The organism is Rhizobium sp. MHM7A (assembly GCF_005862215.1).
In the GTDB taxonomy this organism is placed as follows: Bacteria; Pseudomonadota; Alphaproteobacteria; order Rhizobiales; family Rhizobiaceae; genus Rhizobium; species Rhizobium bangladeshense.
Genome location: NZ_VCHT01000003.1, coordinates 26,255 through 41,240 on the forward strand (window position 1 = coordinate 26,255; position 14,986 = coordinate 41,240).

General features: G+C 62.1%; 13 protein-coding genes. 8 read left to right on the plus strand and 5 right to left on the minus strand.

Features of this window, described 5'->3' with window-relative positions:
* Window positions 1–75 precede the first annotated feature (75 nt).
* From FFR93_RS12955 to FFR93_RS12965, 3 genes are read left to right on the plus strand one after another with little or no spacing between them, the layout of a single operon-like run.
* Window positions 76–1,092 carry a glycosyltransferase family 2 protein gene (locus FFR93_RS12955; RefSeq protein ID WP_138393520.1) on the plus strand — a complete coding sequence of 339 codons (1,017 nt, stop codon included), beginning with the start codon at window positions 76–78 and terminating at the stop codon, window positions 1,090–1,092.
* Window positions 1,093–1,104: 12 nt separating this feature from the next.
* Window positions 1,105–2,604: a glycosyltransferase family 39 protein gene (locus tag FFR93_RS12960; RefSeq protein WP_138393521.1), complete on the plus strand. Its 1,500-nt coding sequence runs from the start codon at window positions 1,105–1,107 to the stop codon at window positions 2,602–2,604.
* Window positions 2,605–4,092, plus strand: a complete 1,488-nt coding sequence (locus tag FFR93_RS12965; RefSeq protein WP_138393522.1) for a glycosyltransferase family 39 protein — start codon at window positions 2,605–2,607, stop codon at window positions 4,090–4,092.
* Window positions 4,093–4,098: 6 nt separating this feature from the next.
* Here FFR93_RS12965 and FFR93_RS12970 read toward each other — a convergent pair whose 3' ends face one another.
* Complete coding sequence (locus FFR93_RS12970; RefSeq protein WP_138393523.1) at window positions 4,099–5,466, minus strand: aspartate aminotransferase family protein; 1,368 nt, start codon at window positions 5,464–5,466, stop codon at window positions 4,099–4,101.
* Window positions 5,467–5,549: 83 nt separating this feature from the next.
* On the opposite strand from FFR93_RS12970, the gene FFR93_RS12975 reads away from it, so the two are divergent.
* Window positions 5,550–6,902 carry a glutamine synthetase family protein gene (locus FFR93_RS12975; RefSeq protein WP_138393524.1) on the plus strand — a complete coding sequence of 451 codons (1,353 nt, stop codon included), beginning with the start codon at window positions 5,550–5,552 and terminating at the stop codon, window positions 6,900–6,902.
* 18 nt (window positions 6,903–6,920) lie between these two features.
* Here the strand turns inward: FFR93_RS12975 and FFR93_RS12980 are convergent, their stop codons facing one another.
* Complete coding sequence (locus tag FFR93_RS12980; protein ID WP_064706691.1) at window positions 6,921–7,865, minus strand: diacylglycerol kinase family protein; 945 nt, start codon at window positions 7,863–7,865, stop codon at window positions 6,921–6,923.
* A gap of 291 nt (window positions 7,866–8,156) precedes the next feature.
* Between FFR93_RS12980 and FFR93_RS12985 the strand changes: the two genes are divergently transcribed.
* Complete coding sequence (locus FFR93_RS12985) at window positions 8,157–9,386, plus strand: MFS transporter (protein ID WP_138393525.1); 1,230 nt, start codon at window positions 8,157–8,159, stop codon at window positions 9,384–9,386.
* Here FFR93_RS12985 and FFR93_RS12990 read toward each other — a convergent pair.
* The gene (locus FFR93_RS12990) at window positions 9,342–9,749 is read right to left on the minus strand and encodes a helix-turn-helix domain-containing protein (protein WP_138393526.1); all 408 of its coding nucleotides are present in this window, start codon (window positions 9,747–9,749) and stop codon (window positions 9,342–9,344) included. The genes FFR93_RS12985 and FFR93_RS12990 overlap by 45 nt on opposite strands.
* A 103-nt stretch (window positions 9,750–9,852) precedes the next feature.
* Here FFR93_RS12990 and FFR93_RS12995 point away from each other — a divergent pair, with 103 nt between their 5' ends.
* Window positions 9,853–10,866 (plus strand): zinc-binding alcohol dehydrogenase family protein, encoded by a 1,014-nt coding sequence (locus FFR93_RS12995; protein WP_138393527.1) that lies wholly within the window; start codon window positions 9,853–9,855, stop codon window positions 10,864–10,866.
* 315 nt (window positions 10,867–11,181) lie between these two features.
* Window positions 11,182–12,555: a magnesium transporter gene (gene mgtE, locus FFR93_RS13000; RefSeq protein WP_138393528.1), complete on the plus strand. Its 1,374-nt coding sequence runs from the start codon at window positions 11,182–11,184 to the stop codon at window positions 12,553–12,555.
* Between the two features lie 160 nt (window positions 12,556–12,715).
* Here mgtE and FFR93_RS13005 read toward each other — a convergent pair whose 3' ends face one another.
* Window positions 12,716–13,189: an Lrp/AsnC family transcriptional regulator gene (locus FFR93_RS13005; protein WP_064707055.1), complete on the minus strand. Its 474-nt coding sequence runs from the start codon at window positions 13,187–13,189 to the stop codon at window positions 12,716–12,718.
* A 144-nt stretch (window positions 13,190–13,333) separates the two neighbouring features.
* On the opposite strand from FFR93_RS13005, the gene FFR93_RS13010 reads away from it, so the two are divergent.
* On the plus strand, window positions 13,334–14,239 hold the full coding sequence (locus FFR93_RS13010) for a DMT family transporter (protein WP_064706686.1): 906 nt from the start codon (window positions 13,334–13,336) through the stop codon (window positions 14,237–14,239).
* A gap of 82 nt (window positions 14,240–14,321) precedes the next feature.
* Here FFR93_RS13010 and FFR93_RS13015 read toward each other — a convergent pair whose 3' ends face one another.
* Window positions 14,322–14,936 (minus strand): L,D-transpeptidase, encoded by a 615-nt coding sequence (locus tag FFR93_RS13015; RefSeq protein WP_064706685.1) that lies wholly within the window; start codon window positions 14,934–14,936, stop codon window positions 14,322–14,324.
* Between the last annotated feature and the right edge of the window lie 50 nt (window positions 14,937–14,986).

Here is a 14,986-nt window from a genome sequence, read left to right on the forward strand (position 1 = left end):
CTTCATGTACTAGGCTTCCGCTAGCGCGATGGCGGCAGTAAGATTGCAAGGCCGCCGGCCTTTTGGAGATAAGAGTTGCAGACAACGGTAGAGCCCATTCGCGGCACGAATGATCCGGTACAATCGCTCGAGCTATCGCTGGTCGTGCCCGTTTTCAATGAAGAGGAAAGCGTCGGTCCGCTTGTCGAGCGTATCCTTGCGGCTATGGCCCAGTATCCTCATCGATGGGAACTGATCCTCGTCGACGACGGCAGCACGGATGCGACGCTCGTCAATGCCCGCAAGTTCGTCGGGCGCGAGGGGCTGGTACTCAGGATCGTCGAGCTGCAGCGCAACTTCGGCCAGACCGCTGCCATGCAGGCCGGCATCGACACCGCCCGCGGCCGCCTGATCGCGACGATGGACGGTGACCTGCAGAACGACCCGAAGGATATCCCTTCGATGGTCTCGGAGCTCGAACGGCGCGAACTCGATCTCCTGGTCGGCTGGCGCAAGAACCGCCAGGACGGCCTGCTGTTACGCAAAATTCCTTCCTGGTGCGCCAACTACCTGATCGGCCGCATCACCGGCGTCAAGCTGCACGACTACGGCTGCAGCCTGAAGATCTACCGGGCGTCGATCATCAAGCAGGTCAAGCTGATGGGCGAGATGCACCGCTTCATCCCGGCCTGGGTCGCCGGCGTCGTGCCAAGCTCGCGCATCGGCGAGATGGTCGTCACCCACCATGCCCGCGAGCACGGCGTTTCGAAATATGGCATTTCGCGCACCTTCCGCGTCATCCTCGATCTGCTGTCGGTGATGTTCTTCATGCGCTACAAGGCCCGGCCCGGCCATTTCTTCGGCTCGCTCGGTCTCGGTCTCGGCGCGGTTGCCATATTGATCCTGCTCTATCTCGGCTTCGACAAGTTCATTTTGGGCAACGATATCGGCACACGCCCGATGCTGATGGTGGGCGTCGTGCTCCTGCTTTCGTCGGTGCAGATGATCACCACCGGCATTCTGGCGGAAATGATCGCGCGCACCTATTACCGTGATGACGCATCCCCGAACTATATCGTGCGGCAGATCTTCGACGATCAAAGCCGAGCGTAAACCGGCAGCACGATGCTGGAACGCGCGACGAGGACGATCAGAACCGCGGCGCTGCTGCTTGCAGCCTATTTCGTGCTGAACATCGCGTTGCGATTGGCGCTTCCGCACTCGCTTGAACTCGACGAAGCCGAGCAGTCCTTCTTCTCGCAATATCTGCTGGCTGGCTACGGCCCGCAGCCGCCCTTCTACAACTGGATGCAATATGCGGTCGTTTCGGTGACCGGATTGTCGATGGGCGCCCTTATCATCCCGAAGAATATCCTGCTCTTCCTGTGCTATCTCTTTTACGGCCTTGCCGGGCGCGAGGTCCTGAAGGACCAGGCACTCGCCGCCGCCGGGATGCTGGCGCTGATCACACTGCCCCAGGTCTCCTACATGGCGCAGCAGGATCTGACCCATACGACGGCGCTGCTTTTTGCAAGCTCGCTCTTCCTCTACGGCCTCTTCCGCACGCTCGAGCGCCCCGATATCGGCAGCTATCTCCTGCTGGGGCTTGCCACCGGCATCGGTCTGATCTCGAAATATAACTTCGCACTGATGCCCGTCGCCGCGCTGATCGCCATCCTGCCCGATGCCGAATGGCGGCGCAGAGCGCTAGACCGGCGCCTGCTGGCGGCGATCGGCGTCGCGCTCGTCATCGTTCTGCCGCACGCGATCTGGCTGCGGAACAATCTCGAATTCGCCTCCTCCGATACTCTCGTCAAAATGGCTGCCGGCAATGAACCGGCCGGGGCATTGCGGATCGGCAAAGGTATTCTCGCCTATGTCGTCGCCATCATCGCCTTCGCAGCGCTGCCCGTCGCCATTTTCGCCGCCGCCTTCCGCGGGGATTTCTTCCGGGCGCTTTCATCCGGAAACCGCTGGACCCGCATGATGGAGCGGATGATGCTCGCGAGCCTCGGGGGTATTCTTCTGATCGTGCTGCTCACCGGCTCCACGACCGTGCGCGAGCGCTGGCTTGATCCGTTCCTGCTGGTGCTGCCGATCTACTTCCTGGCAAAGATGCAGGCGGCCGGGCTCGACCTTTCCGCCGGCCTCCGCCGCTTCCGGCCTGTCGTGCCGGTGCTGATGGCCTGTGTGCTGATCGCACTCGGCTTCCGCGTCGTCGGCGCCCGGCTGATGGGCACCTACAGCAGGCCGAATGTGCCGATAGCCGATCTCGCGCGCGACATGACGCGGCAGGCTGAACCTGCGCTGATCATCGCCTCTGATACCTATGTCGGCGGAAACATGCGCCTGCAGTTTCCCGACGTGCCCGTCGTCATCCCGGATTTCCCCGCGTCCGGCATCCCGGCCTATGCGACGTCAGGCGGACCGGTGCTCATCGTCTGGCGCGGCAAGAAGACGGCGACGGCTGCGGATGCGGTCATGCCGGAGCGGTTTTCATCGGCACTGGCGGCAGCCGATATCACACCGCAGGAGATCGCCGCCGTGTCGCTTCCTTATTATTTCGGCCGCCAGGGGGACAATTTCGCCCTTGGCTATGCCTGGGTTCGGCCGGGAGCGCGATAGATGACTGAGACCAGTAATCGGGACATCAGGTGGATTTTTGTCCTGCTTGCCGCCTATTTCGCGCTTCAGATCGGCGTGCGGCTCGCAACCTCACATTCGCTCGACCTCGACGAAGCCGAGCAGGCCTTCCGCTCGCAGTGGCTCGCCGCCGGTTACGGCCCGCAGCCACCATTCTACAACTGGCTGCAATATACAGTCTTCCTGTTTGCCGGGGTTTCGCTTGTCGCGCTGTCGGTGGTGAAGAACCTCCTCCTGTTCACCTCCTATCTGCTCTACGGCCTGACCGCGCAACTCATCCTGCGCGACAAGAGGCTGGTGGCGATGGCGACACTCGGATTGCTGACCATCCCGCAAATGGTTTTCGAGATGCAGCGCGATCTGACGCATACCGTAGCGGTCTTCTTTTCGGCCAGTCTTTTCTTCTACGGCTTTATCCTCAGCTTGAAACGGCCGAGCCTCGCCTCCTATCTGGTCGCCGGCATCGGCATCGGTTTCGGCCTGCTTGCCAAGTACAATTTCGCCATCCTGCCAGCCGCAGCCTTAATTGCCGCGCTGACGGATGCGCGCCTTCGGACGCGGATCTTCGATCGGAGGCTCGCGGTGACTGCTGTCGCGGCGCTCGTCATCACGCTGCCGCATCTCTTCTGGCTGAAGGACAATCTCGATTTTGCGACGGCCCGCACCCTGGAGAAGATGACCGCCAGCGGCGATGCGAGCTATCTCATGCAAGTGGGAATGGGCGCCGGTTCCCTCGCCCTTGCCACCGTCGGCTTCGCCGGATTGACGGTGGCGGTGTTCGCCGTCGTCTTTGGCAAGAGCCTTCGTCCAGCGCTGACCGCCCAATCGGAATGGACGCGGCTTATCGAGCGGATGATGCTCATTTTTCTCACCGGCATTCTGCTGTTGATCGTCTTGGGCGGCGCAGCCGGCATCAAGGACCGCTGGCTGGTGCCGATGCTCTTCATCGTGCCGCTGTATCTCTGCCTGAAGATCGAGGCGGCAGGCGTTGAGACCAGCAAGGCTTTACGGCGCTTCATGCCCGTGATTGCCGTCATCATGATCGGCGTGCCTGCGGCCCTTTACGGCAGTGTGGCAAGCGCGCGGTTCACGGGTCACTATGAGCGCCTGAACAGGCCATATGCCGATATGCTCGAAAGCTTGCGCAAAAAGGCCGAACCGGCGGCGATCCTTGCCGGCGACAGCCTGCTCGCCGGCAATCTCAGACAGGATATTTCCGGCATTCCCGTCCTCTCCATTGATTACCCCGGCTTCAAGCCGGATCTCTCCGGCCGCCGGCCGCTTCTTCTCGTGTGGCTCATACCGCATAAGGGGAAAAACGAAGCGCTTCCGCCGGATATGGCGCAATGGCTCCAGGCCCACCTCGGCATATCAGCGCCGGAGTCGTCGGTCATCGACGTACCCTATCTCTACAGTCGCGGCGACGACAGCTATCGCTTCGGCTATGCCTGGGTTGATCAGCCGAGCTGAACGAAATCAGGATCTTAGCTCCTTCCAAGCCGCATCCAGTGCCAGCTTGGTAACCCTTGCCATCTCGTCCACCTCCGCATGGCTGATAATAAGCGGCGGTGAGGCGAGCATGCGGTCGGCCGTGGCGCGCAGTACGAGGCCGTTCGCCAATGCGTGGTTGCGCACCAGCGCGCCAATCTGATCGGGCTTTTCATAGCGAGCGCGCGTGCGCTTGTCGGCGGCAAGCTGCAGGCCGCCCATCAGCCCGATACTATCGGCTTGCCCGACCAGATCGTGTTCGAATAGCGCCGCCCAAGCTTTGCCGAAATAAGGGCCGATATCGTCGCGCACACATTCGACCAGCCGTTCCTCCTCAATAATGCGCAGATTTTCAAGTGCGGCGGCGGCACAGACCGGATGGCCGGAATAGGTGAAGCCGTGATTGAACTCGCCGACCTCGTTGATCAGCACATCGGCGACACTGTCGCTGACGAGCACGCCGCCGATCGGCAGATAGCCGGAGGAAAGGCCCTTGGCGATCGGCGCGAGATCCGGCTCGACGCCGAAATGCTGATGGCCGAACCAGGCGCCCAGACGGCCGAAACCGCAGATCACCTCGTCGGTTACGAGCAGGATATTGCGCGCCTTGCAGATCCGGTCGATTTCCGGCCAATAGGTCTCGGGCGGGATGATGACGCCGGCAGCACCCTGCACCGGTTCGGCGACGAAGGCTGCGACATTCTCCTCGCCCAACTCGTCGATCTTCGCCTCGAGCTCGCGGGCGACCTTGAGGCCAAATTCGGCGGGCGAGAGATCGCCGCCCTCGCCATACCAATAAGGCTGCCCGATATGGACGATGCCCGGGATCGGCAGGTCGCCCTGCTCGTGCATGTATTTCATGCCGCCGAGGCTGGCGCCGGCAACGGTCGACCCGTGATAACCGTTCTTCCTGGCGATCACGATCTTCTTCGACGGCTCGCCGACGGCGCTCCAATAAACTCGGGCCATGCGGAACCAGGTGTCGTTTGCCTCCGAGCCGGAGCCGGTGAAGAAGATATGGTTGAACCGCGCGCCGGCATGGGATGTAACCTTCTGCGCCAGCAGCGTCGCCGGCGTCGAGGTCGTGCCGAAGAAGGTGTTGTAATAGGGCAGTTCGTTCATCTGCCTTGCGACGGCGTCAGCGATCTCCCGGCGGCCATAGCCGATATTGACGCACCAGAGGCCGGCGAAGCCGTCGAGATATTTCCTGCCGCGATCGTCGAAAATGTAGACGCCCTCGCCGCGCTGGATGATGCGCGTACCGTCGGCATTCAGCTTCTTCATGTCGGCGAAGGGGTGCAGATGGTGCGCAGCGTCGATCGCGGCAAGGTTGGAGGGCGGGTAAGTATCGGGCATGACTTGTAAAAGACCCTCGCGGATTGAAAGGCTGATATCGATGAGATAGGAGCTTGGCCTTCTCCCGGAGGATTTTCAAGGTCATGGCGAGCGACAGGATGGACGGCAAGATCGAAGGCGGCGATCCGCGTCTCGAGATCCTGATCGTTGGCATGAACGGCGAACTGCGCGGCAAGCAACTTCCCCCCGGCAGCGAAGGCAAGATCTGGGCCGGCGACATCCGCTTGCCAACCTCGACGCAATCGCTCGACATCTGGGGCGACGACAATGACGCCATCACCGGCCTGTCGCTGACCATCGGCGATCCTGACGGCATGGTCGTTGCCGACCGACGCAGCCTCGCGCCGATGCCTTGGGCGCCGGAGGGCTCGATGCAGGTGCTCGCCACCATGTGCGAATTCGACGGCAGCCCGAGCTTCATGGATCCGCGCGCCATCCTAGCCTCTGTGGTCGAGCGCTATAGACTGCGCGGGCTGACGCCTGTCGTCGCCACCGAGCTGGAATTCTACGTGATGTCGGGAGACTGGCGCGAGACCGGACGCCCTTCTCCGCCCGAAAGCCTCACGTATCGCGGCGAGCCGAACGGTTTTCAGCTTTACGACATGAGCGCCGTCGATGCGCTCGATGGCTATCTGAGGACGCTGAGGGCCTATGCGAAGGCGCAGGGACTGCCGGCGGACGCGACCACAGCCGAATTCGGACCTGGACAGTTCGAGGTCAACCTCCTGCACCGCCCAAATGCGCTGGCCGCGGCTGACGACTGCCTCTACTTGAAGCGTATCGCCGAACAGGCGGCGCGCCGCCACGGGCTGAAATCGACCTGCATGGCCAAACCCTATTCCGACCATGCCGGCTCCGGCCTGCATGTGCATGCAAGCGTCATCGACGAACAGGGCCGCAACATTCTCGATGCCAAAGGCGGCGAGCCGAAGCTGCTGAAATCGGTAACGGCAGGCATGCTCGACAGCATGCGCGAGGCGCAGCTGATCTTCGCCCCTTTCGCCAATTCCTACCGGCGCTTTCAGCCGGGCTCCTTCGCGCCCGTCGATCTGACCTGGGGCAACGGCCATCGCGGCACGGCAATCCGCATACCCGAAAAGGATGGGCCGGCCGCGCGTATCGAGCATCGTGTCGCCGGCGCCGACGCCAATCCCTATCTGCTGCTGGCGGCGATCCTCGGCGGCATGCTCACCGGCCTCGACCGCGAGCTCGATCCCGGCGAGGAGACGACGCCCGCGCACATGCCTGAAGATACGACACGACTGACGCATGATTTCCTGTGCGCGGTCGAGACCTTCCGCACCTCGCGTTTTATCGCCGATATCTTCGGAACCCGCTATCAGGCGCTCTATGGCGACACCAAACGCAAGGAAGCGCTTGCGCATCTGCGCACGGTCTCGGATTTCGACTACCGCACCTATCTGCCGCGGTTCTGAAACTCCGCGGCGGCAGGCTTACGCGGCGGGCTCGCGGCGTTCGTCCGCATCGATCTGGGCGGCAAGGCCCTGTTTGACGAGAACCTTCAGTTCACCCGGATGCAGCCGGATCAGCACATCGCGTTCGAGCGGCAGCAGTTCGCCGTCCATGACGCAATTGGCCTTGTATCGCAGTTTCGGGAAATGCAGGCGCACCTCGGCCGGATGCATCACCATGACATCCGCGTTCTCGCGAACCTTGCCGCGCAGCATGTCGATGGCGAGGCGGGCGACACCGAGCGGTTTCAGCGGATTAGCCGTATAGAAGCCAAGCTCGCCGCTTCTCAGATTATCGGCATAAAGCAGCGCGTTTTCGCCGAACGGGTTGTTGGAGACCGAGATCGCCGAGACCCTGCGGCGCTCGCGCATGCCGACCGCCTCGAACTCGACCTCGAACTCGGGCGGGTTGAAGATCACGCCGAGAGCCGCCTTCGTGCTCGCCCTGATCTTGCCCAGCCGCGAGCGATAGCTGTAGGAATTGCGGTAGCGCACCATGCGGGCATGCAGGCCGGCTGAAAACTGATGGATGAACGGGCGGCCGTTGGCGCTGGCGATGTCGACATTGTCGATTTCACCGGTAGCCAGCACATCGAGCGCCTGCCAAATATCGAGCGGCACACGCAGCGATCGGGCAAAGAGGTTCATGGTGCCGGCCGGCACGACGCCGAGCGCGATGCCGTTTTTCCAGGCGATCGACGCCGCCGCCGAAATCGTCCCGTCGCCGCCGCCGGCGACGATGCCGTCGATATCGTCTCGCTTGGCCGCCCGCTCCATCGCGGGGATGATTTCCTTGCCTGAAAAAACGATTGCATCGAAATCGTGTCCCGCATCTCGAAAGGCCGCCTCCGCTCTCTTCTCGTAGGCCAGCATGTCGGTGGTCCTGAAGGTGCCGCCGTCGCGGTTGAAAAAGCCTACAAGCTTCATACGGGCTCCCGTCCCTGGCGCGGAAATGGTCCTGCCTTGCTCCTCAGATGGTTGCGGCACCGTCGATTTCAAGCGCCGTCCCTCCACAGCAGAAATGACAGAAATGCAAATATTGCAACGGACATATGCACATAGCAGGACACTGCACTGCAAAAAATGCACTCGACGCCGGCCGCTCCCTTGCGGATAGATCAAGATACCGGAGAGATCGTCTCCACCTCCCGCCATTTAATCCCAACCGCCTCGCGGCGTCAGGGCCGTTACCAAGCAGAACCTTCCTACGGAGCTCTCATGAGTGAGATCGCCATCAATGATTCCATTGAATCCCGGCCGGATGACGAACTGCCGTCGGCAACGACGGTCGCTTTGGTTCAACTTGCACTCGCTTGCGGCGGCTTCGGAATCGGCACGGGCGAGTTCGCGATCATGGGGCTGCTGCCCAATGTCGCGGAAACCTTCTCGGTTACAACGCCACAGGCGGGCTACGTCATCAGCGCCTATGCCCTCGGCGTTGTTGTCGGCGCGCCCGTCATCGCCGTGCTTGCCGCGAAGATGGCGCGTCGCACGCTGCTTTTGACGCTGATGCTCATCTTTGCCGTGGGTAACATATCGAGCGCAGTGGCGCCAAGCTTCGAGACCTTCGCCGTGTTGCGCTTCATCACCGGCCTGCCGCATGGTGCCTATTTCGGCGTCGCGGCGCTCGTCGCCGCCTCGATGGTGCCGTTGAACCGGCGGGCGCGGGCGGTCGGGCGCGTCATGCTCGGCCTGACCGTCGCGACACTTCTCGGCACGCCGTTGACGACCTTCTTCGGCCAGTCGCTCGACTGGCAGGTGGCGTTCTGGTCGGTCGGAATCGTCGGCCTGCTGACCGTGGCCTTGATCTGGATCTATCTTCCGAAGGACAGGGTCTCCGAAGAGGCGAGCTTCTCACGCGAACTCGGCGCCTTCCGCCGGCCGCAGGTGTGGCTGACGCTCGCCATCGCCGCCGTCGGCTATGGCGGCATGTTCGCCATGTTCAGTTATATCGCCTCGACGACGACCGAGGTGGCGATGCTGCCGGAAAGCGCGGTCCCGATCATGCTGGTGCTCTTCGGCGTCGGCATGAATGCCGGCAATTTCATCGGCTCGTGGCTCGCCGATAAATCGCTGCTCGGTACGATCGGCGGTTCGCTCATCTATAATATCGTCGTGCTCACCACTTTCTCTCTGACGGCCGCCAACCCCTATATGCTCGGCCTCTCGGTCTTCCTCGTCGGCTGCGGTTTTGCCGCCGGGCCGGCGCTGCAGACGCGGCTGATGGACGTCGCCGCCGATGCGCAGACGCTTGCCGCCGCCTCCAACCACTCCGCCTTCAACATCGCCAATGCGATCGGCGCCTGGCTCGGCGGTCTCGTCATCGCCTGGGGTTACGGGTTTGCGGCCACCGGTTACGTCGGCGCAGCACTCTCCTTCCTCGGCCTCTTCGTCTTCGCAGCCTCAGCCCGCCTGGAGAGGCGAAGCCGGCGCGTGCAGCCCGCCTGACGACGTGCGCAGCTCGCGTCCTTCCGGGCTGCAGAAGACATAATCGTCGCCCCAGGCGGCAAGCGCATCAACGACCGGCTTCAGCGTCATGCCGAGCGGCGTCATCGCATATTCGACACGCGGCGGCACCACCGGAAAGACGGTACGCGACACCAGACCCGACTCTTCGAGTTCGCGTAACTGCTTTGTCAGCATACGCTGGGTGACGGCCGGCAGCTTGCGGCGCAGTTCGTTGAAGCGCAGTGTGCCCTTCATGAGGTGAAAAAGGATCACGCCCTTCCATTTGCCGTCGAGGTAGCTCAGCGTCGCCTCGACAGGGCAACCGGGAAAGTTCCTGACGAGTTTCGCGCGCGGCAACGACATTTTGCGGTATCCTTTTTGGTACTACGTACAGAATTTGTGCATTCTTGCATTGCTCGAACATAGTGCGCATCTAGCTCCCGTGCAAAGAACACAGGAGTTTCCCATGCGTGCCGTCGCCTATAAGATCCCACAGCCCATTGCCGCCGAGACTTCGCTGATCGATGTCGACTTGCCGATGCCGGAAGCTCATGGCCACGATCTGCTCGTCGAGATCAAGGCTGTCTCCGTCAACCCCGTCGATGTAAAGGTACGCGCCCATTCCGCGCCACCCGCCGACGAACTGAAGGTGCTCGGCTGGGATGCCGCGGGTGTCGTCAAGGCCGTCGGCACTGACGTCACGCTGTTCAGGCCGGGCGACGAGGTGTTCTACGCCGGTGTCATCAGCCGTCCGGGCAGCAATGCCGAATTCCACCTCGTCGACGAGCGCATCGTCGGAAAAAAACCGAAGAGCCTCGATTTCGCGGCCGCAGCCGCCCTGCCGCTGACCTCGATCACTGCTTATGAGGCGCTGTTCGATCGGCTGAAGGTGCAGGACGCTATTCCGGGCGCGGCACGCTCCATCCTGATCATCGGCGGCGCAGGCGGGGTCGGCTCGATCGCCATCCAGATCGCCCGGTCTCTCACCGATCTCACCGTGATCGCAACGGCATCGCGGCCGGAAACGCAGAACTGGGTGAAGGCGCTCGGCGGACATCACGTCGTCGATCATTCCAAGCCGATCGCGCCTGAGGTGGCAGCGCTCGGTATGGGCGCACCGGGGTTCGTGTTTTCGACAACCAATACCGGCGGTCACGTCGGCGACATCGTGGAAGCCATCGCGCCGCAAGGCCGCTTTGCACTGATCGACGATCCCAAGACACTCGACATCGTCCCCTTCAAGCGCAAGGCCATCTCCATCCATTGGGAGTTGATGTTCACCCGTCCGCTTTATGGCACGCCTGACATGATCGAGCAGCACAAGCTGCTGAACAAGATTTCGGAACTGGTCGACAACGGAAAGATCCGCACGACTCTCACCGAGACCGTCGGCCCGATCAATGCGGCGAATCTGAAGAAAGCGCATGCGATGGTCGAAAGCGGCCGGATGAAGGGCAAGGCAGTGCTTGCAGGCTTCTGATTCGCACTTGCAATGCGGTCTTTTGAGGCCGCCAGCCGCAAGCGACCGCCATACCCGCCGAATGCCGCGCCGCACAGGTGCGACATTCTGGCGGTAAGCATTTCTCCTGCTTGACTCTTTAGGCGTTCGGGGCCACCTAGCATGACACGTGGATGACACTCATCTTCCGCGGATTCCAACGGAGCCATCACTCAGATGCCAAGCGACAGTAGCAGTCGATTGCCTTTGCCGTACGCGGCCGCCCTCGTGCGCTGACCGACTCCTGTCGGCTCGCCCGATCGGACGCTACGGCGGATCGACGGAAAGGCGAGCCTCATGAATATCAATCGCTTCCCTCTTCGGGCAGGCCATGCCGCCCGTGCCTTCATCAACAACAGCCGCGGCGCGACGATCGCCGAACGCGTCGAGGCGTTGAATGCGCTCAGCGTCCAGGACGCCGGGCGTGTGCTATCAGGCATGCCGCTCGATTATGCCGTCAACATCCTCGACCGGCCGGAGCTTCGCAACGCCGCTGAGATCCTCGCGCTGATCAGCGCCGAGGAGGCCGCACGACTGCTGCACGGCATGTCCAACGACCGCGTCGCCGACGTGCTGCTCGAACTCGACGGTGAGACCCGCGCCAGGCTGTTTGCCAGCCTCGACGAGCCGGTGCGCATCGCCATCCAGCACCTGATGGGTTATCCGCCGCGCACGGCCGGCGGCATCATGACGACGGAATTCGTCAGTGTGCCGGACAGCTGGACCGTCGCCCAGACGCTCGACCATGTGCGCCAGGTCGAACGCTCGCGCGAGACCGTCTACGCCATCTATGTGCTCGATGAGATCAGCCACGCGCTGCAGCATGTGGTGACGCTGCGCCGTCTCATCACCGGCGAGCCCGACGCATCTATCCTCTCCGTGGCTCAGAAGGGCGCGCCGGTTTCGGCCGATCCACTGATGAAGCAGGAGGACGTCGCCCGGCTGATCCGCAAACACGATCTTCTCGCCTTACCCGTCGTAGACGAATATGGACAGATGCTCGGCATCGTAACCGTCGACGACGTGATCGACACGATGATCGCAGACACGACGGAAGCGGCCCAGAAGTTCGGCGGCATGGAGGCGCTCGGCCAGCCCTATATGAAGATCGGCTTCGCCGGCATGATCCGCAAACGCGCCGGCTGGCTCGCCGCCCTCTTCCTCGGAGAGATGCTGACGGCCAGCGCCATGCAGCATTTCGAAGGCGAACTGGAAAAGGCCGTGGTGCTGACGCTGTTCATCCCGCTGATCATGAGCTCGGGCGGCAATTCCGGCTCGCAGGCGACCTCGCTGATCATCCGGGCCCTAGCACTCGGCGAATTGAAGCTCTCGGACTGGTGGAAAGTTCTTCTCCGTGAACTGCCGACCGGCATAGTGCTCGGCGCGATCCTCGGCCTTGTCGGCTTCATCCGCATCGTCTTCTGGCAGACGGCCGGGCTCTACGACTACGGTCCGCACTGGCAGATGGTCGCGGCCACGGTGTTTGCCGCGCTGATCGGAATCGTCACCTTCGGCTCGATGTGCGGCTCGATGCTGCCGTTCGTGCTGCAGAAACTCCGGCTCGATCCGGCCAGCGCCTCGGCTCCCTTCGTCGCCACGCTGGTCGACGTCACCGGACTCGTCATTTACTTCTCGGTGGCGCTGCTCATCCTCAGCGGGACGCTACTGTAGCGCCTGAGTCCCATCCCCAACCCCTCCCCACAAGGGGCTTAAACTGCCGCACCCTTATTCCAAACATTTGACCTTTAGGTTGAAGTGAGACGGTGCGCCAAGTTAGTCCTTCCCCCTGTGGGGAGTTGGGGAGGGGTTTTTACAGAAAAAAGTATCGGAATTATCTTCCTTCCGGCAGCTTCAACGGCCCATGCGTCTTGATGCTGCGGATGGCGAAGTTCGAGCGGATGTCGCTGACATTCGGCAGGGTCAGAAGCGTGTCCGTCAGAAGGCGCTCATAGGCGGCGAGATCCTCCACAACCACTTCGGCCAGGAAATCGGCCGTTCCCGAAATCAGGAAACAGGAGACGATCTCGGGAATTGCCAGGAGCGCCTTCTGCTGCGCCTCGGAGTTTTCGCGGCTGTGATGGATGACCTTGAACTCGACGAAGACAGTCAGACCGAGACCGACCTCCTTGCGATCGATATCCGCGGTGTAGCCGCGGATGATGCCGGAACGTTCGAGATTGCGGATACGGCGCAGGCAGGGCGACGGCGAGAGGTTCACCTTTTCGGCGATCTCGACATTGGTGGCGCGCGCATCCTCCTGCAGACATTTGAGGATGGCAATATCAAATTTATCGAGATTTGGCATTTTCATAACATCCAATCGCCCCCTTTGGCAGAAGATTGCGTATAGCACGACTTTCCTGCCATAGATAGCAAGGACATGCCCCGGCCTCCGGCGCTAATCTTCTTTCAACCGGACAGGATCCGGATGGAGGAAAGGATTGGAACGATGAGCACGATCGCATTTTCAAACGACAAATCACCTTCGCAAACCTTGGGTTATGCCGCCGGCAGTATCACCGTCTTGATCTGGGCGACCTGGTTTCTGGCAACCCGCCACAGCGCCGCAACGTCGCTCGGCCCCATCGATATCGGTCTCATCCGCTTCGGCATTCCCGCGCTCGCGCTTTCGCCCGTCTGGCTCCGCACCGGCCTGCTGCCGAAGGGTTTGCCGCTCCATCTGCTGGCGATCATGGTCGCCGGGTGCGGCGCGATCTTCTTTCTGGTGACGGCGCTTGCCATCCATTCCACCCCGGCCGCCTCATCAGGCATCCTGCTCGGCGGCTCCATGCCGCTTGCCACCGCATTGATCGGCATGTTGCTGTTTCGGGAGCGGCCGGATGTAACGCGCATCGCTGGGCTGGCGGCAATCGTCGGCGGCGTAATGATCCTGCTCACCCGCAGCCTTGCCGATGCCTCCCTGCCCTGGACAAGCTTCGTCCTGCTGCCGGCCGGCGCCGTGCTCTGGGCAAGCTATACCCATGCCTTCCGCCGCTCGGGACTGACGGCCATTCAGGCGAGCGCGCTGATCGCCGCCTGGTCCTTCCTGATCATCGCCGGGCTCGCCCTCGTCTTCGGCGTATCGCTGCCGCAGGCCCCGCTTGCCGAAATCGGCCTGCAGGTGTTGAGCCAGGGCATTCTGTCAGGCCTCGTCGCCATGGTCGCCTATGGCACGGCCGTCCGCACGCTCGGCGGAACGCAGGCTGCCGCCTTCACGGCGCTGACGCCTGTTCTAGCGACTTTCGGCGGCGGCTTGCTGCTTGGCGAAACGATCGGCATTGCCGAAATCAGCGCCGCCGTAACCACCGGCATCGGCGTGGCGCTTTCCACCGGTATCGCAGCACGCCGCCACTGACGCGCCCACATCAGCCGCAAAAGCAGAAAACCGCCGGTAGTATCGCTGCCGGCGGCTTGTCTTATGGTCGTCCTTTGCTCGTTCAAGCCTGAATGACGACGACCCTGGCGCCGACCTCGACGCGATTATAGAGATCGATCACGTCATGGTTCATCATACGGATACAGCCGCTCGACATGGCGAGACCGATCGATTCCGGCTGATTTGTCCCATGTATGCGGAAATGCGTGTCGTTGCCGCCGCGATAGAGATACATCGCCCGCGCGCCAAGCGGATTGTTCGGGCCGCCTGGCATGCCGCCAGCGAGCCTGCGATAGCGCTCCTCGCGGCGCTGCATATTTTCGGTAGGCGTCCAGCTCGGCCATTCCGCCTTGCGCCCGACATAGGCGTTTCCGGCGAGTGCCAGCCCCTCGCGGCCGACACCGACGCCGTAACGCATGGCCCGCCCGTTCCCGAGGACATAGTAGGCGCGACGCGCCGGCGTATCGATGACGATCGTGCCTGCAGCATAAGCGGTTTCATAGGCGACTTCCTGACGGCGAAGCTCCGGCTTGATCTTGTCGATCGGCACCTGCTTCAGCGGAAACTTTTCATCGGGAAGCGCTGCGTAATTCGTCTGGCTGTTCAGGCCGGTGGAAGAGCAGCCGGCCATGAAAAGAGGCAGAGCAATCAGAAAGCCCCGGCGGGAGATCGTCATGAATGTGTCCTTAGTGCGTCAAGAAGATGTCGCAAGCTAAGGAATTTATG

Coding starts and splice junctions, on each gene's coding strand:
- FFR93_RS12960 (WP_138393521.1), top strand. CDS start 1,105: ATGCTGGAACGCGCGACGAGGACGATCAGAACCGCGGCGCTGCTGCTT.
- FFR93_RS12965 (WP_138393522.1), top strand. CDS start 2,605: ATGACTGAGACCAGTAATCGGGACATCAGGTGGATTTTTGTCCTGCTT.
- FFR93_RS12970 (WP_138393523.1), bottom strand. CDS start 5,466: ATGCCCGATACTTACCCGCCCTCCAACCTTGCCGCGATCGACGCTGCG.
- FFR93_RS12975 (WP_138393524.1), top strand. CDS start 5,550: ATGGCGAGCGACAGGATGGACGGCAAGATCGAAGGCGGCGATCCGCGT.
- FFR93_RS12980 (WP_064706691.1), bottom strand. CDS start 7,865: ATGAAGCTTGTAGGCTTTTTCAACCGCGACGGCGGCACCTTCAGGACC.
- FFR93_RS12985 (WP_138393525.1), top strand. CDS start 8,157: ATGAGTGAGATCGCCATCAATGATTCCATTGAATCCCGGCCGGATGAC.
- FFR93_RS12990 (WP_138393526.1), bottom strand. CDS start 9,749: ATGTCGTTGCCGCGCGCGAAACTCGTCAGGAACTTTCCCGGTTGCCCT.
- FFR93_RS12995 (WP_138393527.1), top strand. CDS start 9,853: ATGCGTGCCGTCGCCTATAAGATCCCACAGCCCATTGCCGCCGAGACT.
- mgtE (WP_138393528.1), top strand. CDS start 11,182: ATGAATATCAATCGCTTCCCTCTTCGGGCAGGCCATGCCGCCCGTGCC.
- FFR93_RS13005 (WP_064707055.1), bottom strand. CDS start 13,189: ATGCCAAATCTCGATAAATTTGATATTGCCATCCTCAAATGTCTGCAG.
- FFR93_RS13010 (WP_064706686.1), top strand. CDS start 13,334: ATGAGCACGATCGCATTTTCAAACGACAAATCACCTTCGCAAACCTTG.
- FFR93_RS13015 (WP_064706685.1), bottom strand. CDS start 14,936: ATGACGATCTCCCGCCGGGGCTTTCTGATTGCTCTGCCTCTTTTCATG.